The 25,918-nt window shown below is 71.7% G+C and carries 24 protein-coding genes, 3 tRNA genes and 1 pseudogene; 22 read left to right on the top strand and 6 right to left on the bottom strand.

Annotated elements, in window-relative coordinates:
- Positions 1-37: 37 nt before the first annotated feature.
- Both ACFWUZ_RS11010 and ACFWUZ_RS11005 read right to left on the bottom strand, forming a co-directional pair.
- Positions 38-463 (bottom strand): ATP-binding protein, encoded by a 426-nt coding sequence (locus ACFWUZ_RS11010; protein ID WP_384370577.1) that lies wholly within the window; start codon positions 461-463, stop codon positions 38-40.
- Positions 464-724: 261 nt separating this feature from the next.
- The gene (locus ACFWUZ_RS11005) at positions 725-1,513 is read right to left on the bottom strand and encodes a glycerophosphodiester phosphodiesterase (RefSeq protein WP_384370856.1); all 789 of its coding nucleotides are present in this window, start codon (positions 1,511-1,513) and stop codon (positions 725-727) included.
- Positions 1,514-1,752: 239 nt separating this feature from the next.
- Between ACFWUZ_RS11005 and ACFWUZ_RS11000 the strand changes: the two genes are divergently transcribed.
- The 16 genes and pseudogenes from ACFWUZ_RS11000 to ACFWUZ_RS10925 all read left to right on the top strand — a co-directional run bounded on the left by ACFWUZ_RS11000 (position 1,753) and on the right by ACFWUZ_RS10925 (position 17,113).
- The gene (locus ACFWUZ_RS11000) at positions 1,753-3,333 is read left to right on the top strand and encodes a S1C family serine protease (protein ID WP_384370574.1); all 1,581 of its coding nucleotides are present in this window, start codon (positions 1,753-1,755) and stop codon (positions 3,331-3,333) included.
- Between the two features lie 176 nt (positions 3,334-3,509).
- Positions 3,510-4,415, top strand: coding sequence for a LysR substrate-binding domain-containing protein (locus ACFWUZ_RS10995; protein ID WP_384370571.1), 906 nt, complete (start codon positions 3,510-3,512; stop codon positions 4,413-4,415).
- Positions 4,416-4,503: 88 nt separating this feature from the next.
- The gene (locus ACFWUZ_RS10990) at positions 4,504-5,058 is read left to right on the top strand and encodes a cysteine dioxygenase (RefSeq protein ID WP_384370568.1); all 555 of its coding nucleotides are present in this window, start codon (positions 4,504-4,506) and stop codon (positions 5,056-5,058) included.
- Complete coding sequence (locus ACFWUZ_RS10985) at positions 5,058-6,110, top strand: YeiH family protein (RefSeq protein WP_384370565.1); 1,053 nt, start codon at positions 5,058-5,060, stop codon at positions 6,108-6,110. Before ACFWUZ_RS10990 ends, ACFWUZ_RS10985 begins: the two co-directional genes overlap by 1 nt.
- Before the next feature lie 238 nt (positions 6,111-6,348).
- The gene (locus tag ACFWUZ_RS10980) at positions 6,349-7,293 is read left to right on the top strand and encodes a trypsin-like serine peptidase (RefSeq protein WP_384370562.1); all 945 of its coding nucleotides are present in this window, start codon (positions 6,349-6,351) and stop codon (positions 7,291-7,293) included.
- Between the two features lie 49 nt (positions 7,294-7,342).
- Positions 7,343-7,427 (top strand) — tRNA-Ser (locus ACFWUZ_RS10975).
- Positions 7,428-7,501: 74 nt separating this feature from the next.
- Positions 7,502-8,038, top strand: coding sequence for a hypothetical protein (locus ACFWUZ_RS10970; protein WP_384370559.1), 537 nt, complete (start codon positions 7,502-7,504; stop codon positions 8,036-8,038).
- A 386-nt stretch (positions 8,039-8,424) separates the two neighbouring features.
- Positions 8,425-8,814, top strand: a complete 390-nt coding sequence (locus ACFWUZ_RS10965; protein ID WP_384370556.1) for a DUF6344 domain-containing protein — start codon at positions 8,425-8,427, stop codon at positions 8,812-8,814.
- A 434-nt stretch (positions 8,815-9,248) separates the two neighbouring features.
- Positions 9,249-9,560 (top strand): annotated as a pseudogene (locus tag ACFWUZ_RS10960) (hypothetical protein).
- A 212-nt stretch (positions 9,561-9,772) separates the two neighbouring features.
- Complete coding sequence (locus ACFWUZ_RS10955; protein ID WP_384370553.1) at positions 9,773-10,930, top strand: acyl-CoA dehydrogenase family protein; 1,158 nt, start codon at positions 9,773-9,775, stop codon at positions 10,928-10,930.
- A complete protein-coding gene (locus tag ACFWUZ_RS10950) occupies positions 10,927-11,895 on the top strand; it encodes a bifunctional MaoC family dehydratase N-terminal/OB-fold nucleic acid binding domain-containing protein (RefSeq protein ID WP_384370550.1) in 969 nt (322 codons plus the stop codon). Before ACFWUZ_RS10955 ends, ACFWUZ_RS10950 begins: the two co-directional genes overlap by 4 nt.
- Positions 11,895-12,944 (top strand): acyl-CoA dehydrogenase family protein, encoded by a 1,050-nt coding sequence (locus tag ACFWUZ_RS10945; RefSeq protein ID WP_384370547.1) that lies wholly within the window; start codon positions 11,895-11,897, stop codon positions 12,942-12,944. The genes ACFWUZ_RS10950 and ACFWUZ_RS10945 overlap by 1 nt, the downstream gene beginning before the upstream one ends.
- A 63-nt stretch (positions 12,945-13,007) precedes the next feature.
- A complete protein-coding gene (locus ACFWUZ_RS10940; RefSeq protein WP_384370854.1) occupies positions 13,008-13,397 on the top strand; it encodes a MaoC family dehydratase in 390 nt (129 codons plus the stop codon).
- Positions 13,394-14,560 carry a lipid-transfer protein gene (locus ACFWUZ_RS10935; protein ID WP_384370544.1) on the top strand — a complete coding sequence of 389 codons (1,167 nt, stop codon included), beginning with the start codon at positions 13,394-13,396 and terminating at the stop codon, positions 14,558-14,560. The genes ACFWUZ_RS10940 and ACFWUZ_RS10935 overlap by 4 nt, the downstream gene beginning before the upstream one ends.
- A 158-nt stretch (positions 14,561-14,718) precedes the next feature.
- Positions 14,719-15,252: a SigE family RNA polymerase sigma factor gene (locus ACFWUZ_RS10930; protein WP_384370541.1), complete on the top strand. Its 534-nt coding sequence runs from the start codon at positions 14,719-14,721 to the stop codon at positions 15,250-15,252.
- A gap of 211 nt (positions 15,253-15,463) precedes the next feature.
- Complete coding sequence (locus tag ACFWUZ_RS10925; RefSeq protein ID WP_384370538.1) at positions 15,464-17,113, top strand: long-chain fatty acid--CoA ligase; 1,650 nt, start codon at positions 15,464-15,466, stop codon at positions 17,111-17,113.
- Positions 17,114-17,120: 7 nt separating this feature from the next.
- On the opposite strand, the gene ACFWUZ_RS10920 is transcribed toward ACFWUZ_RS10925, so the two are convergent.
- From ACFWUZ_RS10920 to ACFWUZ_RS10910, 3 genes are all read right to left on the bottom strand, one after another.
- A complete protein-coding gene (locus ACFWUZ_RS10920; protein WP_384370535.1) occupies positions 17,121-17,696 on the bottom strand; it encodes an antibiotic biosynthesis monooxygenase in 576 nt (191 codons plus the stop codon).
- A gap of 13 nt (positions 17,697-17,709) precedes the next feature.
- The gene (locus tag ACFWUZ_RS10915) at positions 17,710-21,054 is read right to left on the bottom strand and encodes a PAS domain-containing protein (protein WP_384370532.1); all 3,345 of its coding nucleotides are present in this window, start codon (positions 21,052-21,054) and stop codon (positions 17,710-17,712) included.
- Positions 21,055-21,173: 119 nt separating this feature from the next.
- A complete protein-coding gene (locus tag ACFWUZ_RS10910; protein ID WP_384370528.1) occupies positions 21,174-21,599 on the bottom strand; it encodes an SSI family serine proteinase inhibitor in 426 nt (141 codons plus the stop codon).
- 185 nt (positions 21,600-21,784) lie between these two features.
- Between ACFWUZ_RS10910 and ACFWUZ_RS10905 the strand changes: the two genes are divergently transcribed.
- The 4 genes from ACFWUZ_RS10905 to ACFWUZ_RS10890 all read left to right on the top strand — a co-directional run bounded on the left by ACFWUZ_RS10905 (position 21,785) and on the right by ACFWUZ_RS10890 (position 23,476).
- Positions 21,785-21,875: transfer RNA gene (locus tag ACFWUZ_RS10905), tRNA-Ser, on the top strand.
- Between the two features lie 226 nt (positions 21,876-22,101).
- A tRNA-Arg gene (locus tag ACFWUZ_RS10900) sits at positions 22,102-22,174 on the top strand.
- Positions 22,175-22,235: 61 nt separating this feature from the next.
- Complete coding sequence (locus tag ACFWUZ_RS10895) at positions 22,236-22,907, top strand: histone deacetylase (protein WP_384370525.1); 672 nt, start codon at positions 22,236-22,238, stop codon at positions 22,905-22,907.
- A gap of 203 nt (positions 22,908-23,110) precedes the next feature.
- The gene (locus ACFWUZ_RS10890) at positions 23,111-23,476 is read left to right on the top strand and encodes a PH domain-containing protein (protein ID WP_384370522.1); all 366 of its coding nucleotides are present in this window, start codon (positions 23,111-23,113) and stop codon (positions 23,474-23,476) included.
- Here ACFWUZ_RS10890 and ACFWUZ_RS10885 read toward each other — a convergent pair.
- A complete protein-coding gene (locus tag ACFWUZ_RS10885) occupies positions 23,473-24,384 on the bottom strand; it encodes an SMP-30/gluconolactonase/LRE family protein (RefSeq protein WP_384370519.1) in 912 nt (303 codons plus the stop codon). The two genes, ACFWUZ_RS10890 and ACFWUZ_RS10885, sit on opposite strands and share 4 nt — an antisense overlap.
- A 106-nt stretch (positions 24,385-24,490) precedes the next feature.
- Between ACFWUZ_RS10885 and ACFWUZ_RS10880 the strand changes: the two genes are divergently transcribed.
- Both ACFWUZ_RS10880 and ACFWUZ_RS10875 read left to right on the top strand, forming a co-directional pair.
- On the top strand, positions 24,491-24,925 hold the full coding sequence (locus ACFWUZ_RS10880) for an Lrp/AsnC family transcriptional regulator (RefSeq protein ID WP_384370516.1): 435 nt from the start codon (positions 24,491-24,493) through the stop codon (positions 24,923-24,925).
- The gene (locus tag ACFWUZ_RS10875; protein WP_384370513.1) at positions 24,922-25,803 is read left to right on the top strand and encodes a DUF2797 domain-containing protein; all 882 of its coding nucleotides are present in this window, start codon (positions 24,922-24,924) and stop codon (positions 25,801-25,803) included. Before ACFWUZ_RS10880 ends, ACFWUZ_RS10875 begins: the two co-directional genes overlap by 4 nt.
- The last annotated feature ends 115 nt before the right edge of the window (positions 25,804-25,918 follow it).

Raw genomic sequence — 25,918 nt, 5'->3', positions numbered from 1 at the left:
GATGACCGGTACTGCTGTCGGGGATCCCGTCCGGTGCTCAGGGATCCAGGTCGTCGAAAGCGGCGCAGAAGTCGATCGCCGGGGGCGCAACGCGCGTAGCGAAATCCTCGTGCCGGGGCCCGCAGGCAACGACCACCCACACGGTGACCTCACCCGCCGCTCCGTCCCGGACACCCCAGTCCTGGGCCAGTGCGCTGATGATGTTCAGCCCCCGGCCGCCCCGTGCGGTGACCGAGGGCGTGGCCGGAACCGGGCGGGTGGGCCCGCCGCCGTCCGTGACCTCGACCGTCAGTCGTCCCGCTTGGTCCACGCGCCATGCGGCGCGTATCTCCCCGTCCCCGACTTCTCCGGCGCCCAGCGGTCTGCCGTGTCGGCAGGCATTGCTGAGCAGTTCGGAAAGGATCAGTACGGCATCGTCCACGACCGATTCGGGCACTCCGCTGATGCGCAGTTGCTCACGCATGCGATGTCTTGCCTCACCCACGCCCGCAGGACCATGGCGTACGTCCATGCACGACGACGTGGGCACTTCCTGTGCCACCACCAACGCCACCCCCGGAACCTCCTTAGCCCCACGCATGGTCTGAATGCCCCAATGGCCTGGACCGGAAACCGCCGGGCCGGAGCACTCTGACGCATTCATGACGAACGACTGCGGAGCGGATGCGCCGGGGCACACCCCGTGATAAACGAGTCCGGCGTGACGGGTGGGCAAATAGGGATGTCAACGCCCTAGTTGTGACAGAACCTGGCGGGGCCTGTTCGTGATGATCGCTTCTACACCCAGATCAGCGCAGAGCTGAACGTCTTCTGGCTCATTCACGGTCCATACGTGCACGGGATGCCCCGCACCCTGGAGCTTGCGGATGAAGCCGGGATGGTTGCGCACGATGCGCATTCCCGGACCGGCGATCCGTACTCCTGCGGGCAGGCGTCCGTCCCGCATCCGGGGCGAGATGAACTGCATCAGGTACACGGTCGGGATCGTCGGAGCAGCCGCGCGCACCCGGTGCAGGGAGCGTGCGGAGAAGCTCATGACCCGGACCGGATGCGGACCGTCGGCGGGCGGGGCGTCCAGGCCGAAGCGCTTGAGGAGGAAGAGGAGGCGCTCCTCCACCTGTCCGGCCCATCGGGTCGGGTGCTTGGTCTCGATGGCGAGCTGTACGGGGCGGCCGGCGTCGGAGATCAGCTCCAGCAGCCGCTCCAGCGTGAGGACGGAGGTGCGCGCCGGGTCCGCGACCCAGTCGGGGGACTCCTCGCGGTCCTTCCAGGATCCGAAGTCCAGGGCGGCGAGGTCGGCCAGCTCCAGGGCGGAGACGGCGCCCCGGCCGTTCGAGGTGCGGTTCACCCGGCGGTCGTGCACCAGGACCAGATGGCCGTCAGCGGTGAGCCGCACATCGCATTCGAGCGCGTCGGCGCCGTCCTCGATGGCCTTGCGGTAGGCGGCCAGGGTGTGCTCGGGGGCATCCTCCGAGGCGCCGCGGTGGGCGACGACCTGGATGGTGCGCGGCATTGCGTGGGTCACCGGGTCATGGTGCCATCGCGAGGGCCCCGGACGTCGAGACCCGGTACTACAGATGTGTCCAAAATGTCGGTTATAAAGGATGCCAGGAGATACACAGGTGCGGCTTACAGTGCTCTGACGGGCCATGGGAAAGGCTTTGCTCAGGAACTTGTGCGGCACGTCGAACGTTCAGTCGGACCGATATCGCCAGAGATTTCTGAAGCCGTGTGTGACGAGGAGAGAGCGCTGTGAGCACCGAGAACGAGGGCACCGCGGCCCCGAGGCCCCCCGCGGCCCCGTCAGCACACCCTGCTCCGACCTCCGAGACGCAGGTTCCGGCGGCTGCTCCGCAGCCGGCCGACGCACCGCCCGCCCCCGCTGCTGCTGCTCCCGCCAGCCCGGCCCCGGCCGCCCCCGCCGTTGCGCCCGGGCCGGCCGCCGAGCCGGTCACGCAGCAGCTGCCGCCGGCCCCCGTGCCCGGCACCGAGCAGACCCGGCAGATCCCGCCCACCCCGCCGATGCCCGCTCCCCAGATGCCTCCGGCCTACGGGCACGCCCCGGCCCCGCACGCCCCTGCCCCGGCGGCGTACGGAGCCGAGGGCTGGCCGCCCCCGCCGCCCACGGTCCCGGCATACGGTGCCGGCGGCGGCCACGGCGGCGGTGCCTGGGGCGTCCCCCCGACCGCCGAGGGGACCCCGCCCGGCAAGCGGAAGGGCAAGGGCGGGCTGATCGCGGGCGTGCTCGTGGCGGCCCTCCTCGCCGGAGGCATCGGCGGTGGCGTCGGCTACTGGGCCGCCGACCGCAGCGACAACGGCACGGGCTCGACCACGATCAGCGCGGCGACCCCGAAGGAGCTCAAGCGCGACGCGGGCTCCATCGCGGGCCTGGCCGCGGGCGCCCTGCCCAGCGTCGTCACCATCGAGGCCTCGGCGGGCGACGGCGACGGCGACGGCGGCACGGGCACCGGCTTCGTCTACGACCAGCAGGGCCACATCCTCACCAACAACCACGTGGTCGCCTCCGCGGCCAACGGCGGCAAGCTCACGGCGACCTTCTCCGACGGCAAGAAGTACGAGGCCGAGGTCGTCGGCCGGGCCCAGGGCTACGACGTTGCGGTCCTCAAGCTGAAGACCCCGCCGGCCGGCCTCAAGCCGCTGCCGCTCGGTGACTCCGAGAAGGTCGCCGTCGGCGACTCCACGATCGCGATCGGCGCACCGTTCGGCCTGTCCAACACGGTCACCACCGGCATCGTCAGCGCCAAGAACCGCCCGGTGGCCTCCGGAGACGGCTCCGGCGGCAAGAACTCGTACATGAGCGCACTCCAGACCGACGCCTCGATCAACCCGGGCAACTCCGGCGGCCCGCTGCTCGACGGACGCGGCGCTGTCATCGGCATCAACTCCGCGATCCAGTCGGCCGGCAACGGCGGATTCGGCGGCGGCCAGGCAGGTTCGATCGGCCTGGGCTTCGCCATCCCGATCAACCAGGCCAAGAACGTCGCCGAGTCGCTGATCAAGACGGGCAAGCCGGTCTACCCGGTGATCTCCGTCTCCGTGGACCTTCAGGCCAAGTCCGATGGCGCCAAGATCTCCGAGCAGGGCGCGGCCGCGAACGAGCTGGTCGACCCCAACGGTCCGGCCGGCAAGGCGGGCCTCAAGCCCGGCGACGTCATCACCGAGTTCGGCGGCAAGCCGGTCGACAGCGGCCCGACCCTGATCAGCATGATCTGGACGTACAAGCCGGGCGACACGGTGAAGCTGACCTACCTGCGCGACGGCAAGCCGACGACCGTGGACATCACGCTCGGCTCCCGGGTAGGCGACAAGTAGGCCGACGCACCCCCCCGGCGCGGCGATCCGCAGCGGCCCGTCGATCCGCAGCGGCTCGGCGGCCGGCACCGACTCGGCGACGGACACGGGACGGCGGGGCGCACTGGCTCGATGGGGAGGGGCCGTAGGCGGGATTCAGCCTACGGCCCCTCCCAACGTCCGCTTATGCTTCTTGCGTGTTCGATTCCCGGCACATACGGACGTTCCACGCTGTGGTGGCCTCCGGGTCCTACTCGGCGGCGGCGAGGATTCTCGGGTACACCCAGCCCGCGATCACGCAGCAGATGAAGGCACTCGAACGTGCCGCCGGGACCCCGCTGTTCACCCGCCTCGGCCGCAAGATGCAGCTCACGGAGGCCGGCGAATCCCTCTCCCGGCACGCCGAGACCATCCTCGGCAGCCTGTCCGCAGCAGAGGCCCAGTTGAAGGCGTATGCGCGGCTGCGGACCGGCCGGGTCCGGCTGTGCGGTTTCCCCAGCGCCAACGTCACGCTCGTACCGGAGGCGCTGAGCAGTCTGGCCGACGAGCATCCGGGGATACAGGTGGAGCTGCTGGAGGGGGAGCCGCCCGAATCGCTGCGCCGGCTGGAGCGGGGGGAGTGCGACATCACCCTGGCCTTCACCTATCCCGGCCTGCACGAGGAGATTCCCGACGAGGTCTCCGAGGTCAGGCTGCTGGAGGACCAGCTGACGGTGCTCCTGCCCACCGGACATCCGCTGGCCCGGCGGCGGGCGGTGCACCTGGCGGACCTGGCCGGGGAACGCTGGATCGCGGGGTGCCCCCGCTGCCGGGCCAACCTGCTGCACGAGTGCGCGGAGCTCGGCTTCGTCCCCGACATACGCTTCGCCACCGATGACAACCTGGTGGTGCAGAGCCTGGTCGCACAGGGGCTGGGCGTGGCGATGATGCCCGCGCTGGTGCTGCCCTCCCTCTCGCTCAGCCGGGTCTGCGGGCGCCCGCTCCAGCCTGCCGCCCGCCGTCACATCGCCGCCTACGTCTACCGGGACCATCTGCGGATCCCGGCGACCTCCGTGGTCCTCGACGCACTGAAGCAGGTGGCAGCGAACCGGATCGGATGCTGACCGATCCAGCCGATCCATAAGCGCTGCTTGGGATTTCAGGTCAAAACTGTCGTTGGACGGGCGGGAACGACGGCAGGACGCTGCCGGTATGACCACCACGACACCGGCTCGCACCACCACGAGGATGGCCGGCCTCGTCCGGGAGATCCGCACGGTCGTCGACCGGGGGCTGGCCCCCGATCTGACGGCGTACCTCGTCGGTGAGCGGGTGGCCCCGTATCTGGGGGTGCCGGATCTGCTCACTCCCGAGCAGTGTGAGGGGTCCGCGGACCGCTACCGGCAGCACATCCTGCACACGGAGCCGGACGGCAGCTTCTCGGTGGTCGCGCTGGTGTGGCTGCCGGGGCAGGAGACCGCCATCCACGACCACGTCTCGTGGTGCGTGGCCGGGGTGCACGAGGGCGAGGAGAGCGAGCTCCGCTACCGGCTGGCTCCCGCCACCGGGGCCTCCGGTGCCCGTCTGGTGCCGACCGAGGAAGTGGTCAACGGTCCCGGGGACGTCTGCGGGTTCGCTCCGCCCGGGGACATCCACAAGGTCCGCAATTCCTGTCGTACCAAGGCGATATCCCTCCACGTCTACGGTGCCGACGTCGCCCGCCTGGGCAGCAGCGTGCGCCGGGTCTACACCCTCCCGGCCGGCTGATGGCCCTGTTGAACCGCCCTGTGCCCCGGACGGTGCGGGCGGATCGTGTTTCACGTGAAACATTCACGCCCTGGCCCGGGTTGGGACTGGCCGCCGGAGGTGCTCTGGTGGCCTGGGGCGTGCACCGGCTGCTGCCCGCAGTGCCCCTTCTGACCGCCGCGGTGGTCCTGGGCATCGCGATGGCGCACATCCCTGGCCTACGGACCCTCATTCGCGGCGCCGCCCGCCCCGGCCTGTCCCTCGCCGGGCGGCGGCTGATGCGGATCGGCATCGTCCTGCTGGGTCTCGGCCTGGGCCTGGACCAGGTCCTGCGGCTGGGATGGGCCACGGTGGCGATGGTGGCCGGGGTGGTCGCGGCCACCTTCTACGGGACGCTCTGGCTGGGCCGGCGGCTCGGACTGCCGGGGGACCAACCGCTGCTGATCGCCACGGGGTACTCGATCTGCGGGGCCTCGGCAATCGGAGCAGTGAGCGAGGTCTCCGGCAGCGACGAGGAGGACGTCGCGGCCTCCGTGGCGCTCGTGACCCTGTGCGGGACGCTGGCCATCGCCGTACTCCCGCTGCTGCAGAGCCCGTTGGGACTCTCCGACCCGGACTTCGGGCGCTGGGTGGGGGCGAGCGTCCACGATGTCGGCCAGGTGGTGGCGACCGCGCAGACCGCCGGGCCGGGCGCGCTCGGCGAGGCCGTGCTGGTCAAGCTGATGCGGGTCGCCCTGCTGGCGCCGCTGGTGGCGGCCGTGGCCTTCGCGGTCCGGGCCCGGCGGCGCGGGCTGCGTACCGCCTCGGGGCGCCGGCCCGCACCGGTGCCGCTCTTCGTGGCCGGGTTCCTGGCCGCGGCCGTGGTACGAGCCACCGGGGTGCTGCCCGACGCCGCGCTGGAGTGGGCGCACACGGCGCAGGAAGCCTTGCTGGCAGCCGCCCTGTTCGGCCTCGGGACCGCGGTGCACCTGCCGACGCTGGCCCGCACCGGGGGGAGGGCCGCGGTGCTCGGGCTCGGGGCGTGGCTGGTCGTGGCCGGGGTCTCCTACGCGGGTGTGATGCTCGTCGTATGACGACGCGGGGGAGGGGAGTTGGCCAATTCTGGCCGGAACCGACCGAACGTTCCGACTGCTACCTGACATCGACGGGCAACCGTGCCACTCTGCCCCCCGCGAGTCGAACAGCCGCACAGCACTTCAACCGCACAGCAGCACAACCGCACAGCAGCACAACCGATCCGCACCGACAGTTCTTCACCCCCACCCTGCCCGGATCCGACCGAAGGACCGGGCACGGCAGAAGGAGTCATGCGTGAATCGTCATCGCAGGGCCTTGTCCGTCCTCGTGAGCACCGGCGCCCTGATCGCGGGCGCACTGTCGGCCGCCGCTCCCTCGGCGGCCGCCGATGCCCCCTCCTCGTTCCGGCAGCAGCACGCCCAGGGCTTCTGGACCGCCGAGCGGATGCGCGCGGCCACCCCCCTCGACATCACAGCGGTCCCGGGAGCCCGTACCCCGGTCGCCACCTCGGCGGCGCCCACCAGCATCCCGCCCACGGCCGCCGCCTCCCCCACCGCGTTCCCGCAGGCGGGCGGCGCGTGGACAGGTGCCGGAGCCGTGGTGAAGACCTCCGGCCGGGTCTTCTTCACCATGGGCGACCGGACCGCCTCCTGCTCGGGCGACTCGGTCACCAGTGCCAACGGCAGCACGGTCATGACGGCCGGGCACTGCGTGAAGTACCAGGGCGCCTGGCACACCAACTGGGTCTTCGTCCCCGGGTACAACAACGGCAACGCTCCGTACGGCCAGTGGCCGGCCACGAAGACCTTCGCCACCGACCAGTGGGCCGCGAGCGAGGACATGAACATGGACGTCGGGCTGGCCGTCGTGGCCCCGCTCAACGGCCAGACGCTCACCCAGGCCGTCGGAGCCCAGGGCCTCCTCTTCAACGGCGGATACAACAAGAAGATGTACGCCTTCGGCTTCCCCGCGGCCGCGCCCTACGACGGCAGCAAGCTGGTGTACTGCAGCGGCAACAGCGGCAAGGACTTCCTGCTGACCAAGGACCACAGCCTGTCCTGCAACATGACCGGCGGCTCCAGCGGCGGCCCCTGGTTCCAGGACTTCAACGAGGCCACGGGTCTGGGCACCCAGGTATCGGTGAACAGCTTCGGCTACACGTTCCTGCCGAACCGGATGTACGGCCCGTACTTCGGCAACGAGGCGAAGGCTGCCTACGACAAGGCCCAGACCTCCTGACCCCACGCCCGCCCAAGGCCTCCCACAGCCCGGTACTCTGTACCGGCCAGGTGGGTTGCCCGAGCGGCCTAAGGGAACGGTCTTGAAAACCGTCGTGGCGCGAGTCACCGTGGGTTCAAATCCCACACCCACCGCAGATGAACGGCCCCTGACCGGATGAACGGTCGGGGGCCGCTTCCATGGATGCACACGCATGCGGGGGATGAACGTGAGCAGGAGCAGGGGCGCAGCCGTGTGGGCAGCTGGCGCAGGGGTCGCGGTGCTCGCGGGCACCCTCGTCGTCGGCGGAGTCGTCCTGGTTCCGGCGGACGAGGACAGTGGGCGCGGCTGGGTGCGGGAGCCGGCCGGCACGAAGGTCCCGGCCCGTGCCGGGGGTGACCCCTCCCGCGGCACGGTCGGGGCGGAACTCGCCGCCGCGGCCACCGCTGCCGGGCTCACGCCGGGCGCCGCGTCCCCCGCCGAGGAAGGGGAGCTCGCCGACTGCATTGCGGACTGGACGGGCGACGGCCCCGCTGACGACGGTCGGCTGGCTGCCCTCGAAAGCGCCTTGGAGGAACGTGGCTGGCAGGTCACGGCCCGCCACGGCGAGCCCGCCCCGGCGGTGGCGCTGACCAGCGGCTCCTGGCGTCTGGAGTTCACCAACGGCGGCCTCGTCGACAACCTCTCGCTGGTGGCCACCCGCTCCGGCCGCACCTGCGAGGAGGCCTTCCGCCGCGCCGAAGCCACCCGGGGGCCGCGAGGCTAGGACGAAGGAGGGGCACGCGGCGGGCGCGTGCTGCGGCGGTGCGTGTCCTCCGTGGGGTGAGGCGGGCGACGCGATTGCGGACTTGCCGGTCCACGCCGCGCATGCTCGGCCGGCCGCTCCGGCCGCGGGGCCCTGCGATCCGGGGCACTTCAGGTCTCCGCCGCAGGTCAGCGGAGGGGGAGTGGAGTCAGCGGGATCCTTCGGCGCACTGCGCGCGAGGGGCTCCGGCCCGTCGGGACGGGCATGGTCCGTGCGCTCTTTGGTTCATCCGAGTGGTGTTTGTCGGAAGATCGGCGCGCGTTGCGGTCGCTGTGAGGTTGCGACCACATCATGACGAATGTATGCAGATCCGCCCTTCGGAACATCGCGAAACGAGGCATCCCGTCATGGCGCACCGCACCACCTTCACCTCCGTCTGGACCGCCGTCCTCGCCGCTCTCGTGGCCCTCTTCGCTTCCCTCGGCTTCGGTGGCAAGACGGCTCCGGCCGCTCCCTCCGTCTCCGCTCCTGCCGTTCCGGCTGCCGCAGTCGGTGCGCGCCGTACGGCGGTGGCGGCCCGGCGGACCTGGCGGGAGATGATGCGAGGCGGTTCGCTCCCGCCGACCATCAAGCAGCGGATCCGCGCCGAAGCGCACGGCAAGACCCCGTCCGTTCGCCGCTCGACCACCGCTGCGGCCATGGGTGCCGGATCCGGATCGGCTGACCTGGACCTCACCGCGGCTGCCGCCGGAGCCCCTGCAGGAGCCGCGCGGGAAGTGCTCGCACTCGCCGCGTAGCCCGGTACGGCTCAGCCCGCAGTAACCACGAGAACGCCGTAACCGCAGTAGCCGAAGTGCAGGCTCAATCGGCAGGACGAGCAGCACGCGAAGCAGGATCAGCAGAGGAGACGCAGGCGCTGGAGCCCGGTCGGTCATGACCGCGGATCGCGCCGCGTGGTGCCCCGGAGCGGGGCACGGATGGTTTCCCCCGGCGGGCGCCGGGGGCGCGCAGCTTGGGAGCGCAGGGCCGCAGTACCGGGAGACGGTGGGGTTCCCGGACGACGCGGCCCTCTTTGGCATGTCCGGACGAGGCGGGATGGCGGATCGCTGCAGCCTGTGTGGGGCCCGGGTTTCCAGCGGTTCCGGCTCGCGACGTCGTCACCACAACGACCGAGGCGGTCGGCCAACTGCTGTGGAGCAAGCCCCACTTCGCTTTTCTGGAGGATTCAGACATGGCGAGCATCCGTACCGCCCGCGTCATCGCCGCCGTCGCCGCTCTCCCCCTCGCCGCCGCCCTCTTCGGGGGAGTGGCATCAGCCGACAACGGCTCCTTCGCGAACGACGGATCGAATGCGAGCGTCGCCAGCGTCATCGGCAGCGGCGTGGGCGGTAACAACCACGGGAACTCCTCCACCTCGCAGTAGGTCGCCACGGGCTCCGGGGCGTCCAACCGGAACAACACCGCGCAGGTCAACGGCTCGGCCCTCACGGCCATCGACCAGTCCAACTCGACGGTGGCCGTGAACTTCTACCCCTGGTGGTAGAAGCGGGCGGATAGCGCACCACATCTTGAGGGCGCCTGTGTGACCGGCCTGGCTGGGGTCCGGTAGCGCAGGCGCCCTCGCGTGCGTCCCGCCCGTTCCCGCCCCCTCCTGCTCCTCCGGCGCTCCTCGGCCGCTTCCCGACCTTGACACCACGGGTAAATCTGACGGACAGTCAGGTTTACTCGATGATGTGACGCCGGGAGGCCAGCGCCGTGCACCTCGCCCCGACCGAAGGCCAGTTGCGGCTGCGAGCCGAACTGCGGGAGTACTTCCGAGACGTGATGCCGGACGGAGTGCCGGAGAGCGCCTCCGACCAGCGCGAACTGCTGCGCCGCATCGGCGCGGACGGGCTGCTCGGGCTCGGCTGGCCCGTGGAGTACGGCGGTCAAGGGCGCGGTCCGGACGAGCAGTTCGTCTTCTTCGACGAGGCCTACCGGGCCGGGGCCCCCGTCTCGATGGTCACGCTCAACACCGTCGGCCCCACCCTGATGAAGTACGGGACCCAGGAGCAGAAGAACTACTTCCTGCCCCGGATCCTCCGCGGCGACCTCGTCTTCGCCATCGGCTACTCGGAGCCCGAGGCCGGCACCGACCTTGCCTCGCTGCGTACCCGCGCCGTGCGCGACGGCGGGGATTGGGTCATCGACGGGCAGAAGATCTTCACGTCCAACGCCCAGAACGCGGACTGGATCTGGCTCGCCTGCCGCACCGACCCCGACGCCCCCAAGCACAAGGGCATCTCGATCGTCCTGGTGCCCACCGACGCCGCGGGCTTCGCGTGGACCCCGATCGAGACCGTCGGCGGGCTGACGACCACGGCGACGTACTACGACTCCCTCCGCGTGCCCGCGGGCCATCTCGTGGGGCCCGAGCACGGCGGCTGGGGCCTGATCACCAACCAGCTCAACCACGAGCGCGTGGCCCTTGCCGCCATCGGCATGCAGGCCGAGGACTTCTACGGGACCGCGCTCGCCCACGCCCGCACCCCCGACCCGGACACCGGCGAGCGCCCCGCCGACCGGCCCTGGGTGCAGTCGCGCCTCGCCGAGGCGTACGCACGACTGGCCGCCGTACGCCTCCTCAACTGGCGCCTCGTCCAGGACGTGTGCGGCGGAACCCTGGCGCCCGGTGACGCGAGCGGAGTGAAGTTCCTCGGCACCGAGTCCACCGTCGAGGTGTACCGGATGTGCCAGGAGGTGGTGGGCGAGGCAGCCCTGCTCCGGGGGCCCGGACCCGACTCCTTCGCAGGGGGCGAGCTGGAGCGGATGAACAGGGCGGCGCAGATCAACACCTTCGGCGGCGGGGTCAGCGAGGTCCAGCGGGAGATCGTCGCCATGATGCGGCTCGGCATGAAGGGGAGGCAGCGATGACGGCGGACGCGGCGGACGCGGCGGGCCGGGAGCCGGACGGGGCCGAGGAGGCAGCCCGGTTCCACACACTGCTCACGTCCTTCGAAGGGCGGCCGGCGGCTTCCGCGGGCCGTGGCAAGGACCCGGTCAACGAGCCGATGATCCGCCACTGGTGCGAGGCCATGGGCGATGCCAACCCGGCCTACAAAGGGGCGGATGCCATCGCTCCGCCCACCATGCTCCAGGCCTGGACGATGGGCGGGCTCTCCGGTCACACCGACCGCTCCTCCGCCTACGACGAGCTCTTCTCGCTGCTCGACGGAGCGGGCTTCACCTCCGTGGTGGCAACCGACTGCGAACAGGAGTACCTGCGCCCACTGCGCCCGGGCGACGCGATCACCTTCGACGCCGTCATCGAGTCCGTGTCCCCCCGCAAGACGACCAAGCTGGGCACGGGACACTTCGTGACGACCCGCACGGACGTGCACGCGGACGGGGACCTCGCCGGCACCCACCGCTTCAGGATCCTCAAGTACACCCCCGCCGCCCCGCCCACGGCCCGGGCCGGAAAGCCCGCTCAGCCCAAGGCCCGGCGCCCCCGCCCGGTGGTCAACCGCGACAACCGTGCTTTCTGGGAGGGCGTCGGGGACCACAGGCTGCTGATCCAGCGCTGCACCGCGTGCGCCACCCTGCGCTTCCCGTGGCTGCCCGGCTGCAACGCCTGCGCCTCCCCCGACTGGGACACCGTGGAGGCCTGCGGTGAGGCCACCGTGTTCAGCTACGTCGTCATGCACCACCCGCCCTTCCCGGCCTTCGACCCGCCCTACGCGGTCGCTCTCGTCGAGCTCGCCGAAGGCGTCCGGATGGTCACGAACATCACCGGCGTCCCCTACGACAAGGTGCGCATCGGCATGCCCGTCCGGCTGGAGTTCCTGCGCATGGACGACGACCTCGTACTCCCCGTCTTCCGAGGGAGCGAGGGCTGATGGACTTCCACCCCACCGAGGAGCAGGCCGCCGCAGCCGGTCTCGCCGCCCGGATCTTCGCCGACCTCGCCACCCACGAACGTCTCGCCGCCGCCGGCACCGGCAGCGACGCCGAGCTGTGGAAGGCCCTCACCTCCTCCGGTCTCGTCTCCGCCGTCGAGGAGACCGGCCTGCTCGGTCTGGTCCTGCTGCTGGAGGAACAGGGCCGTACCACCGCGCAGGTCCCCTACGCCGCCACCTGCGCGTACGGAGTCCTCCCCGTGACCGCCCACGGCAGTGCCGAGCAGCGCGCACGCCTGCTGCCCGCCCTGGGCAGCGGCGAGGCCGTGGCCACCGGGGCCTTTCCGGACCGCGGCAGGTTCAGGGCCGAGGGCACCCGGCTGACGGGGACGGCTCCCGCCGTTCCCTGGCTGCGCGACGCCACGCACGTCCTGGTCCCGGACGCTGACCGGGTGCTCTGGCTCGTACGGCTGGACGCGCCCGGGGTGCGGACCTCCCCCGTGGAGACCACCGCCCCCTGGTCGGCAGCCCGTCTGACCCTGACCGGCGCCGAGGCCGAACGCATCGGCGCCGCGGACTCGGCCGGGAGCGATGGCGCGAGCCCGTACGCGCACACGCTGGCCACCGCCCGCACCGCCTTCGCCGGACTCCAGGCGGGCGTCTGCGCGGGCTCCCTGGCCCGCGCCGTCGCGTACACCTGCACGCGCGAGCAGTTCGGCCGGCCGCTCTCCACCAACCAGGGCGTCATGCTCCGGGCCGCAGACGCGTACATGGACACGGAAGCGATCCGGGTCACCGCCTACGAGGCCGCCTGGCGCCTCGACCAGGGCCTCCCGGCGGAGGAGCACGCGCTGACGGCGGCCTGGTGGGCCTCCGAGGCCGGCAAGCGGGTCGTGCACGCGGGCCAGCACCTGCACGGCGGGATGGGCGCCGACCTGGACCACCCCGTCCACCGGCACTTCCTGTGGGGGCGCCAGCTGGACGCCTACCTGGGCTGCGGCAGCGAGTTGCTGGCCGAACTGGGCGCCGTGCTGGCGAAGGAGGGCTGAGTCATGGAGTCCGGCGTGACGGGGACGGATGCGAAGGGAGCCGGTGTGGAGAAGGTCCGAGGGGTGAGGGTCGGCGAGGAGCTGCCCGCACTGGAGATACCGGTCACCCGCACCCTGATCGTCGCGGGCGCCATCGCCTCCCGCGACTACCAGGACGTGCACCACGACGCGTCACTGGCCCGGGAGAAGGGCTCCCCGGACGTCTTCATGAACATCCTGACCACGAACGGCCTGGTCGGCCGGTACATCACCGACCGCCTGGGCCCGCGGTCCGTCCTGCGCAAGGTGGCCATCCGTCTCGGCGCACCCAACTATCCGGGCGACACCATGACCCTCACCGGCACCGTGACGGCCCTCGACGGGGACACCGCCGAGATCCGCATCGTCGGCACCAACGGCATCGGCCACCACGTGACCGGCACCGTCACCGTCACCCTGGGGAGCGCCGGATGAGCGTCCGCACCCGTGACGGACTCGGCGGCCGGGCCGCCATCGCCGGTATCGGGGCGACCGAGTTCTCCAAGAACTCGGGCCGCAGCGAGCTGAAGCTCGCCGTCGAGGCCGTGCACGCCGCCCTCGACGATGCGGGACTCGGCCCCGCCGACGTCGACGGCATGGTCACCTTCACGATGGACACCAGCCCCGAGATCACCGTCGCCCAGGCGGCGGGCATGGGCGACCTGTCCTTCTTCTCCCGCATCCACTACGGCGGCGGCGCCGCCTGCGCCACCGTCCAGCAGGCCGCCCTGGCCGTCGCCACCGGGGTGGCGGAGGTCGTGGTCTGCTACCGCGCCTTCAACGAGCGCTCCGGGCGCCGCTTCGGCTCCGGTGTGCAGCAGCGCGAGCCGTCGGCGGAGGGGGCCGCCCTCGGCTGGTCCCTGCCCTGGGGGCTGCTGACTCCGGCCTCCTGGGTGGCCATGGCGGCCCAGCGCTACCTGCACACCTACAACCTCACCCCGGAAGCCTTCGGGCACGTCGCGGTCACCGACCGCCGCTACGCCGCGAACAACCCCGCCGCCTACTTCTACGGCAAGCCCATCACCCTCGCCGACCATGCCGCTTCGCGCTGGATCGTCGAGCCGCTGCGGCTGCTGGACTGCTGCCAGGAGACGGACGGCGGCCAGGCCCTCGTCGTCACCAGCACCGAACGGGCCCGGGACCTGCGCCAGACACCGGCGGTGATCACCGCGGCCGCGCAGGGTGCGGGGCGCCGACAGGAGGGCATGACCTCCTTCTATCGCGACGGGCTCACCGGACTGCCGGAGATGAACGTGGTCGCCCGCCAGCTGTGGCGGACCAGCGGGCTGCGGCCCTCGGACATCGACGTCGGCATCCTCTACGACCACTTCACCCCCTTCGTGCTCATGCAACTGGAGGAGTTCGGCTTCTGCGCCCCCGGCGAGGCGGCCGATTTCGTGGCCGCCGGCGCGCTGCCCTTCAACACCCACGGCGGTCAGCTCGGTGAGGCGTACCTGCACGGCATGAACGGCATCGCCGAAGCCGTCCGCCAGCTGCGCGGGACCTCCGTCAACCAGGTCGACGGCGCCGCGCACGCCCTGGTCACAGCCGGTACCGGGGTACCGACCTCGGGCCTGGTCCTCGGCGCCTTCGGCTGAGGTCAGTGCCGTCCAGCGGTCTGTCCCCGGTTCTGCGCGGCCCCTGCCTCCTCCACCTGGAGGAGGTAGGGAGGGCGTCCGTCCTACAACCTGAGACGGATCCGCCTTCGGCACCTGCGGGCGATTCCCGGCAGGGTGTCCGCTCCTAGCGTGGAGACATGACCCCGCCTCTGTGCACGCTCGCCCCGAACCCGACGCCGTACCCGTCGTTCTCGGCGTACGTCCGGACCCGCGGCTCGGTCCTGATGCGCACCGCGCGCTCGCTCACCGCCGATCCGTGCGACGCGGAGGACCTCCTCCAGACCGCCCTCACCAAGACCTACGTCGCCTGGGACCGGATCGAGGACCATCGCGCCCTGGACGGGTACGTCCGGCGGACCCTGGTCAACACGCGGACGTCCCAGTGGCGCAAGCGCAAGGTCGACGAGTTCTCCTGCGACGAGATCCCGGAGGTGGAGGCATCCCCGGCCTCCGACCCGGCGGAGGCGCAGGCCCTGCGCGACGCGATGTGGCGCGCGGTGACCCGGCTGCCCGACCGGCAGCGGGCCATGGTCGTCCTGCGCTACTACGAGGACCTGAGCGAGGTGCAGACCGCCGAGCTGCTCGGGGTCTCCGTCGGCACGGTCAAGAGCGCCGTCTCCCGCGCGCTCGGCAAGCTCCGCGAGGACCCGGAGCTCACGCCGGTCCGCTGAACCGCTGCGGCACACCCGTTGTTTCACGTGAAACACCGCCGGTCCAACACGAGAGACCGTCCCGACCGGCGCCCGCGGGGGCCGAGAGGGATGTTTCACGTGAAACAGGGATGGTTTCTACTCCTGGGTAGTGACATGCCGACCGGTACGTGCGCAGAATCGGCAGCATCCGTAGCCGCCGCAGCGCCGCAGCGCTCACCGGGAGGACGCTTTGCTGAGCACCATGCAGGACGTACCACTCCTCGTCACCCGCATACTCCAGCACGGGATGACGATCCACGGGAAGTCCCAGGTCACGACCTGGACCGGGGAGGCTGAGCCGCATCGTCGAAGCTTCGCCGAGATCGGTACCCGCGCCACCCGACTCGCGAACGCCTTGCGCGACGAGCTCGGCGTCCAGCAGGGCGAGCGTGTCGGAACCCTCATGTGGAACAACGCCGAGCACGTCGAGGCGTACTTCGCGATCCCCTCCATGGGCGCGGTCCTGCACACGCTCAACCTGCGTCTGCCCCCCGAGCAGCTGATCTTCATCGTCAACCATGCCGCCGACCGGGTCGTGCTGGTCAACGGCACGCTGCTGCCCCTGCTCGCGCCGCTGCTGCCGCACCTGCCGACCGTCGAGCACGTCGTCGTCGCCGGCATCGGCGACCGTTCGGCGCTCCAAGGCCTCGACGTCCACGTCCACGAGTACGAGGAACTCCTCGCGGGCCGTCCCGACCGCTACGACTGGCCCGATCTGGACGAGCGCTCGGCCGCGGCGATGTGCTACACCTCCGGCACCACCGGGGACCCCAAGGGTGTCGTCTACTCCCACCGTTCGATCTACCTGCACTCCATGCAGGTCAACATGGCCGAGTCGATGGGGCTGACCGACGCGGACACCACCCTCGTCGTGGTCCCGCAGTTCCACGTGAACGCCTGGGGTCTGCCGCACGCCACCTTCATGACCGGCATCAGCATGCTGATGCCGGACCGGTTCCTGCAGCCGGCCCCGCTCGCCGAGATGATCGAGCGGGAGCGGCCCTCACACGCCGCGGCCGTCCCGACCATCTGGCAGGGGCTGCTGGCCGAGGTCACCGCCCATCCGCGCGACCTCACCTCGATGAAGCAGGTCACCATCGGCGGCGCGGCCTGTCCGCCGTCCCTGATGGAGGCCTACGACAAGCTGGGCGTCCGCCTCTGCCACGCCTGGGGCATGACCGAGACGTCCCCGCTGGGCACCATGGCGCACCCCCCGGCCGGTCTGAGCGACGAGGAGCAGTGGCCGTACCGGATCACCCAGGGCCGCTTCCCGGCGGGCGTCGAAGCCCGTCTGGTCGGCCCCGGCGGCGACATCCTGCCTTGGGACGGCGAGTCGGCGGGCGAGCTGGAGGTGCGCGGCACCTGGATCGCGGGCGCCTACTACGGCGGCGCGTCCGGCGAACCCGAGCGCCCCGAGGACAAGTTCAGCGAGGACGGCTGGCTCAAGACCGGCGACGTCGGGATCATCAGCCCCGACGGTTTCCTCACCCTGACCGACCGGGCGAAGGACGTCATCAAGTCCGGCGGCGAGTGGATCTCCAGCCAGGAGCTGGAGAACGCGCTGATGGCGCACCCCGAGGTCGCCGAGGCGGCTGTCGTCGCCGTCCCCGACGAGAAGTGGGGCGAGCGCCCGCTGGCCACCGTCGTCCTCAAGGAGGGCGCCACCGTGGACTACCAGGGGCTGCGCGCGTTCCTCGCCCAGTCGATCGCGAAGTGGCAGCTGCCGGAGCGCTGGACGGTCATCGAGGCGGTGCCGAAGACGAGCGTCGGCAAGTTCGACAAGAAGGTGATCCGCAAGCAGTACGCGGACGGCGCCCTGGACGTGACGAAGCTGGACTGACCCGGTCTCAGCCCTTGGTGAGCCATGGCCGCAGCAGCTTGCTGACGGCGGGCATGGCCACGTAGGTCATCAGGGAGCTGAAGACGACCGCAAAGGCGGCCGTCCGCAGTACGAAGTGCAGATCCACCAGGTACGGCCCGAGCACCGCGTTGCCGGCGAGCGAGATCGGGAAGATGGCCAGCCCCGAGCTGATCGCCATCTTCCACCGCGGCGGCGCGGGCCGGGTCGTACCCGGCTTGGCGAACCAGGTCTCCATGCCGTGCAGCTCACGGCGGGCTATCTCCGTGTGGTGGTGGCCGAGGCAGTTGGAGAACCACTGCGCCCGCTCCGGGGAGTCCTGCCAGCGCTGGAAGGCCTCCTGACTGCGGAACCGGTGGACCAGGAACCACGGCTCGCCCTCCGACGCCGGGCGGAAGAGCCCGTACCCGAGGTGATCCGGGAAGCCCGCCGCCGTCTCCAGGATGCCGTGGGCCCAGGCCTCGAAGTTCTCCTCGTGCCCCGGCTCCACCTGCCGGGCGATCAGCAGGTTCACCTCCCCGTTGTCGGCGGGGACCGTCTGCTCGCTCGTGCTGATGATGGCCATCGGCCCAGGATTACTAGTTGGTGCCGATCTTGGCCAGCAGGTCCACGATGCGGCCCTGGACGTCCGCGGTGGTGGCCCGCTCGGCGAGGAAGAGCACGCTCTCGCCGGAGGCCAGCCTCGGCAGTTCCGCCGGGTCGATGCCGGCCGTCGTGTAGACGACCAGCGGCGTGCGGTTCAGGTGCCCGTTGGCACGCAGCCAGTCCACGATCCCGGCCCGCCGGCGGCGTACCTGCATCAGGTCCATGACCACCAGATTGGGCCGGATCCGGGTCGCCAGTTCCACGGCGTCGGTATCGGCTCCGGCCCGCGCGACCTGGAGGCCCCGCCGCTCCAGGGCGGCGGTCAGCGCGGTGGCGATCTCGTCGTGCTCCTCGATCAGCAGTACCCGGGAAGGGTGCTGCTCGCTGTCGCGCGGCGCGAGCGCCTTGAGGAGCACGGCCGGATCGGCCCCGTACGCGGCCTCGCGCGTGGCGTGCCCCAGCCCGGCTGTGACCAGTACGGGGACCTCCGCGGCCACCGCGGCCTGACGCAGGGACTGCAGGGCGGTCCGGGTGATCGGCCCGGTCAGCGGGTCGACGAACAGCGCGGCGGGGAACGCGGCGATCTGGGCGTCCACCTCCTCGCGGGAGTGCACGATCACCGGGCGGTAGCCACGGTCGCTGAGCGCCTGCTGCGTCTGCACGTCGGGCGCGGGCCACACCAGGAGACGCCGCGGGTTGTCCAGGGGCTCGGGCGGGAGTTCGTCGTCGACGGGGCGCGGCACGGGCCGGTTGACCACCTCGACGGCGCCACCGGGACCGTCCAGCGGCTCCGGGCCCTCGTCGGAACCCGCCTCGGGCGCTCCTATGGCGAAGGCCCTGCCCTGGGGGGCGGGCTCGGCGAGCCGGCGCCGGCGGCCGGAACCCGAACCGTTCGGGTCCACGACGATGCCCTGGCCGAGGGTGTTGAGGGCGCGCACGTTGATCGGCTGCCCCGGCTGCTCCTCCGCCGGGACGTCCTTCGGCTGCCGGGCCCCGGGGACCGCGGGCCGGCCGGCGGCCTCGTCGTCCTCGGTGGCCGTCCGGGCCGCAGGGACCGGCCACACGGGAGTGGCGGGCAGCGCACGGCGCCGGCCGGTCGGCTGTGCCGCCTCCGTGGCGTCCGATGCGCCCGCGACGGGCTGCGCGGCGCCGGCCTCGGGTTCGGCCCCGGGCGCGCCCAGCACCCGGCGCCCCCGGCGGCCGCCGGGGCCGTCCGGGTCGCCCTCGGCCTCGGCGGGGGCGGGAGCCGCTCCGGCCATGGCGTGGGCCTGAGCGGCCGGCGGAGCGGGGGTCGGTCCCGGGGGCAGGGCGAAGCCGCCCTCGGGGGCGATGGGCCGTGCGGGAGCCGGGGCGGGAGTCGGCCCGAGCCCGGTCGCCGGTACGGGACCGCCCGGCTGCTGCGCCGGACCGGCCGGACCCAGCGCCCGGCGGCGCCCGGCGGGATGTTCGGTCATGGGAACCGGAGGTACGGCCACGGGAGCCGGGGGTACGGGCGGCAGCGCCGGCATGGCGGTGCCCTGCGGGGGAACGGGCCGTCCGGCCCCGCCCTGACCGCCCTCGCCGCTGCCGTCACCGTCGCGGCCCCGGCGTCGGCCGGTGCCGAGCCCCGCCGGGTTCACCGGGGACTGGGCCAGCCCGGACCCAGCCCCGGCGCCGTCCGGATCGGGGCCGGACTCGCCCGCCCGGCGCCGCCCGGACGGCAGCGCCAGCGCGCCGGCGCCGCCGTCGGCGGCCTTCGCGGCTCCGGACCCCTGCGGTCCGTCGTCGTCCAGGAACGCATCCACTCCGCGCCGTGCTCGCCGTCCGCCGGACACCTTCCCCGCGGGAGCCTCGTCGGCCGCGGCCGGTGCGGGCTCCTCCGCCGGCTCCGGCAGGGTCACCGTTCCGGCTCCGGCGCCCAGCGGCAGCTCCAGTACGTACGCCCCGCCGGGCGCGCCGGGAACCTCCACGGTCTGCAGTACGCCGCCGTGCGCGGAGACGATGCCCCGCACGATCGGCTCGTGCACCGGGTTCCCGCCCTCGTACGGGCCGCGCACCTCGATCCGTACGACGTCACCGCGCTGTGCGGCCGCCACCACGATCGTCGAGTCGCTGTAGCCGCTGCCCTGACGGGTCTTGCCCGTCGCGTCCACCCCCGCGACGTCCGCGACCAGATGCGCGAGCGCGGTCGCGATGCGGTCCGCGTCGACCTCGGCCTCGATCGTCGGGGCATGGACGGCGAACTGCGCGCGCCCCGGCCCGATCAACTCGACCGCACCGTCGACACCGGCGGCGACGACGCCGTTGATCAGGACCTTCTTCTTCTTGAGCCGGTCGCTGCCGGCGTCCAGGCGCTGGTAGCCGAGCACGTTGTCCACGAGTGTCGTCATCCGCGAGTACCCGGCGGCCAGGTGGTGCAGCAGCTGGTTGGCCTCGGGCCACAGCTGTCCCGCGTCATCGGCGGCGAGCGTGGCCAGCTCCCCGCGCAGCTCGTCCAGCGGCCCGCGCAGCGAGTCGCCGAGGACGGCCAGCAGCTGGGCGTGGCGCGCGGCGAGGGCGTCGTAGGGCCGCCGGTCGGTGAAGGTCATGACGGCGCCGACGAGCTGCTCGCCGTCCCGCACGGGAGAGGTGGTCAGGTCGACGGCCACCGGCTGGCCGGCCTTGTTCCACAGCACCTGCCCGCGCACGCGGTGCTTGCGTCCGCTGCGCAGGGTGTCGGCGAGAGGTGACTCCTCGAAGGGGAACGGGGAGCCGTCGGCGCGCGAGTGCTGGACCAGCCCGTGCAGTTCGCGGTTGCCGAGGTCGGTGGCGCGGTAGCCGAGGATCTGCGCGGCGGCGGGATTGACCAGCACCACCCGTCCGTCGGTGTCGGTGCCGACGACGCCCTCGGCGGCGGCCCGCAGGATCATTTCGGTCTGCCGCTGGGAGCGGGCCAGCTCGGCCTCGGTGTCCACGGTCTGCGAGAGGTCCCGTACGACGAGCATCAGCAGCTCGTCGCCGGTGTAGGCGGGCTGCGGCTCGCGGTAGGCGTCGCGACCGTCGAGATGGGCGCTGGTGACCTCGACCGGGAACTCGCTGCCGTCGGTCCGGCGGGCGATCATCCGGGCGGGCTTGGCCCGGCCCCCGTCGTCCTCGCCGGGCCGGCGCATCGAACCGGGGATCAGCTTGGAGTCGAACTCGGGCAGGAGGTCGAGCACGCCCCGGCCGACGAGGCCCGTGCCCGGGCTCTCCATCACCTCGAGGGCGATCGAATTCGCGTTGACGACAGTGCCGTTGGCGTTGACGAGCAACAGCGCGTCCGGAAGAGCGTCGAGTATTGCTGCGAGGCGAGCAGCGCCTCGGGATGGCCTGCTGCTCACGACGAGCTTCCTCCCTGACCACAACTACCGGCAAGTCACGGGAGGAGTCTAAGGCCACAGCCCCGCGGCGGGAGGGCGGATGCGTGGTGGATACCGCCCGAGCGGCGCATCCTCGCAGGTCAGGAACGCCCAGGCGGAAGCAGAGGTTCCAACTCGTCCCAGCGGGTGATCTCGCATCCGTTGGTCCGCCGGAAGGTGGTGTCCACCTTCTGTCCGCGCCAGGTTCCGGTGATCCGGGCGGTGGCCGGGCCCCCGTGCTGCATGGTGCAGAGCTGCCGCTTGGAGACGGGCGCGAACGGGTCCTTCCCCTCCCCGGCGAGCTGGGCCAGCCGCGCGCAGGACTCCTCCTTCCACGGGTGATCACCGCCCACGGGGTCGCATTCGAGCCGGTACTCCCGGTCCAGCCGGGCGTTCCCGGTCTCGGCCATGGAGATGGCGAGGCGGTCGGGCCCGGCCAGCAGCCGTCCCAGGGGGAGCGGGGGCAGCGGCCCGGCCGCCGCGGCGGCCAGGGCTGAGGTGACGGCGAAGGCGGCGAGACGCAGCATGAGGCACTCCAGGTCGTCCGTACGTCGTACGCCTGACCAACGACGGGGGCCCGCCTACGTTGCGTCCGGGACGGTATTAAGGCTTTGCCCTCCGCCCTCTGGTCCTAGTACCGTGGGAGCGGATTGGTGACCGGCCCCGCGCCTGTGTCATCATCTGCACGCACCTTCGTACGCGAGGGTGTGCTGGAGGCGTCGCCTAGTCCGGTCTATGGCGCCGCACTGCTAATGCGGTTTGGGGCTTACCCCCCATCGAGGGTTCAAATCCCTCCGCCTCCGCACTTCACGAAGCCCCGGTCCATGCGGACCGGGGCTTCGGTGCGTTCCGGCCCGCTTGCGGCGTACGTGTGGCCGAGGGGCATCCGCCCGGACCCAACTGGACGATCTTCTTCCAAGCCGTTTCCGCAGGTCGGAGGCGGTTTGGCTAATGGATTTCGCGTCCCGGCGAGGTCCATGTATTGTTGTTCTCGCAAGGCCAACGGGGCGCAAAACCCCAGCAAGCCAAGCACTCGTAGCTTAACGGATAGAGCATCTGACTACGGATCAGAAGGTTGCAGGTTCGAATCCTGCCGAGTGCACGTCGACCAGAAGCCCCCCGGGATCATCCCGGGGGGCTTCTGGCGTAGTGAGGAGCAGTGCATGGCCGTCCACACCGTGGCCCCCCTCAGCCGTGAACTGCCCGTGCCCGAGCGCGTCTGGTACGCGTCCTACGGCTCCAACATGCACATGGGGCGGCTGAGCTCCTACATCGCGGGCGGTGCCCCTCCCGGTGCGGCGCGGAGGTACCCGGGCTGCCGGGACCGCAGTGCGCCGGAACGGTCGATCGCCGTCGAGCTCGAAGGTTCGCTCTACTTCGCCACGTGGTCCCCCGTGTGGATGGGGGGCAGGGGCTTCTACGACCCGACGGCGCCCGGCCGGCTGAGGGGGCGGGCGCACCTGGTGACCGTGGGGCAGGTGTCGGACATCGCCGCGCAGGAGATGTACGAGGAGCCGGGAGCGGACGTGGACCTGACCAGGGTGTTGCGCGAGGGTCGCGACGAGTTGGGCGCCGGGCGGTACGAGACGCTCATCTGCCCGGGCACCATCGAGGGGATCCCCGTGCTGACCTTCACCGCCCCGTGGACGCTCCGGGACGTCGAGCTGGTCATGCCGTCCGCCGGGTACCTGCGGTATGTGGCGGGCGGCCTGCTGGAGTCGGGGCAGTGGGAGGAGGCGGGCATCGCCGACTACCTGGCCTCGCGTCCGGGTGCGGCCGGGAACTGGACGCCGGAGCAGGTGCTGGAGCTGCTCGCGGCAGGGGCGAGCGGCTGAGGGCGCCTGGGGGGCGGCACTGCCGTGGGGCCTGCGGCCGGCGCCGGATGTGGTGTCGGGTGTGGCCTGGTCTCCTCCTTGATGAGGAGGCGGTCCCCCGGGAGTAGTCAGGGAAGATCTGGCTCTGCCGGGGGACGTGGACGGGAGGCGGCCACGGATAGTGTTCCGGGAGATCGACCGAACCTGAGGAAGAGGGGGCTCCCATGGGACTGTTCGGGAATGCGCACACCGTCGACCACGTGTCGGCGCAGCGGGACTACGCGCGGCTGCTGGGGCAGGGCGAGCAGGTGCACGCGGCGTACGTGCTGATCCGGGACACCATCCTGTTCACCGACCGGCGACTGGTGTTCGTCGACAAGCAGGGGCTCACGGGGAAGAAGGTGGAGTACCACTCCGTCCCCTATCGGAGCATCACGCACTTCGCCGTGGAGACGGCCGGTCATTTCGATCTCGATGCCGAGCTCAAGATCTGGATATCCGGTAGCGCGGCACCGATCGAGAAGACCTTCACCAAAGGCGTCGACATCTACGAGGTCCAGGCGATCCTGACGCAGTTCGTCGCCCGCTAGAGGACCCGGGGGAGGCCGGTCACCGACATCACCAGGGAGTAGAGGGACGTGGTGGCGGTGATGAAGAGGCGGTTGTTCTTGGGGCCGCCGAAGGCGATGTTCGAGACCGGTTCGGGGACGCGGACGCGGCCGATGAGGGTGCCGTCCGGGGCGTAGCAGTGGACGCCCGCCTCCATCGCCGCCGCCCACAGCCTGCCTGCGTCGTCGAAGCGGATGTTGTCGACCGAGGGGCATGGGGTGAAGACCCGGTCGCCGGTCAGCGAACCGTCGGCGGTGACCTTGAACGCGCGGATGTGTCCGGCCCGGGTGTCCGCCGCGAAGAGCTCGCTCTCGTCGGGGGAGAAGACGAGGCCGTTCGGGCCGAGGAAGCCGTCCGCCACCAGGCGGACCGTGCCGGTGGCGGGGTCGGCCCGGTAGAGGTTGCAGGCGCCGATCTCACCGGGCGCCCGCCGGCCTTCGTAGTCGCTGGTGATGCCGAAGTCCGGGTCCGAGAACCAGACGGAGCCGTCCGAGCGGACCACGGCGTCGTTCGGGCTGTTGAGCCGCTTGCCTTCGAAGCGGTCGGCGATGACGGTGAGGGTGCCGTCCGGCTCCGTACGGGTGACGCGCCGGTTGCCCTGCTCGCAGGTGATCAGGCGGCCTTCGCGGTCCAGGGTGTTGCCGTTGGGGTGGCCGGCCGGGGAGCGGAAGACGGATACCGAGCCGCTCGCCTCGTCCCAGCGCAGCATCCGGTCATTGGGGATGTCGCTCCACACGAGCTGGCGCCAGGCGGGCAGGTAGAGCGGACCTTCCGCCCAGCGGCAGTCGTCGTGGAGCCGTTCCAGCCGGGCGTCCCCGTTGGTGCAGCGGCCGGTGCGGAACCGTTCGTCCAGGACCTCGTACAGGGCAGGGCCGGCAATGGTGGACATCATTCCCCCTGAGATTGAAATGCCGAATGATGTTCGGCGTGATGGTGAGATTGCCGGATCGGGTACCGTCCTCGCAAGACCAACGGGCTCATGAGAGGAAGATCGCGTGGACGACATCGACCGGGCGCTGGTCCTGCGCCTGCAGCAGGACGCGGGTCAGTCGTACGCCGCCCTGGGCGCCGCCGTCGGGCTGTCGGCCGGAGCCACCCACGAGCGTGTGCGCAAGCTGCGCGAGCGCGGGGTCATCCGGCGGACGACCGTGGACGTCGATCCGGCCGCGGTCGGCAGCGGGGTCCTCGCCTACGTGATGGTCGACTCCAACGCCTGGATGGGAGAGTCCGGCGCGGCTTTCGCCGAGATCCCCGAGATCCAGGAGGCGCACATCATCGCGGGCAGCGCTTCGGTGCTGGTCAAGGTGCGGACGGCCTCCACCGGCCAGTTGCAGGACGTCCTGCGCCGCCTCTACGCCATCGACGGCGTCAGCGGCACGCACGCCACGGTCGTCCTGGAGACCTTCTTCGAGCGGCCGCTCCCGCTGTGAGCTGGTGGTGCACCGGGATCCGGTGGAAGGGGGAGCGTCCCGCCATCGGCTGGCTCGGGGAGGGGCGCGGGGAGCGGTCGAGCGTGCTCGCCTACGGGCAGCAGCTGGCCTTCGTCGCGCGCGGCGAGCGGCACTGCCTCGGCGTACGGCGGGCCGGGAAGCGGACCGCCTGTCCCACGGGGGCCACGGTGCCCGCCCGGACCGGAAACGCGCAGTGCCCCGAATGCGCCCGCCTCGACCGGTCGTTCTCCGTGGCCGCGGACACGAACGCGGCCGATCCGCGGACGTACCGCGTCTACTTGGCGTGGTTCGGACCAGGCTTGGTCAAGGTCGGCATCACCGCCGAGGAGCGGGGGCCTGCCCGGCTGCTGGAGCAGGGGGCGGTGACGTGGACCTGGCTGGGGCGCGGCCCGCTGATGGCCACCCGGCGCACCGAGGAGCTGCTGCGGGCGGCCCTCGGGGTGCCCGACCGGATCGCGTACGCCCGCAAGCGCGCCGTCCGTGCGCAGCTGCCGCCCGCGTCCGAACGGGCCCGGGAGGCGGCTGAGTTGCACGCCCGGGCGGCCGCGCTGCCGGGGTGGCCGGAGTCGCTGGAGCGGCTTCCCTGTGACATCGCGGACCACGCCGGTCCGTTCGGGCTGGACGGACTGCCTCCGTCCGTCCGGGTGATCACGCACATGGTCCCCGGCGGGATCGTGGCGGGACGGCTGGCCGGGGCGGCCGGACCCGATCTGCACCTCGCCGACGGGCTCGTGGTGGACACCAGGCTGTTGGCTGGCTGGGAACTCCGGGCCCCCGAGGGCGAGCCGGTGACGGCCGTGCCGGTGGTCGAGGTCCCGGACATCACCCCGGCGACCGGCCAGGACGGGCTCTTCTGAGGAGCGCTGTCCGCTGGTACGCCGGGGAGTCACCGCCCGCGGGGCCGGGCAAGGTCAAATCTTGGATCCCTTCGGGCCCGTGGACCGGATTCCGGTGGACAGGGCGGGGCGGGCC

The organism is Streptomyces sp. NPDC058646 (assembly GCF_042716875.1).
Classification (GTDB): Bacteria; Actinomycetota; Actinomycetes; order Streptomycetales; family Streptomycetaceae; genus Streptomyces.
The sequence above is the reverse complement of the archived record's forward strand: the minus strand, read 5'-3'. Positions and strand labels throughout refer to the sequence as shown.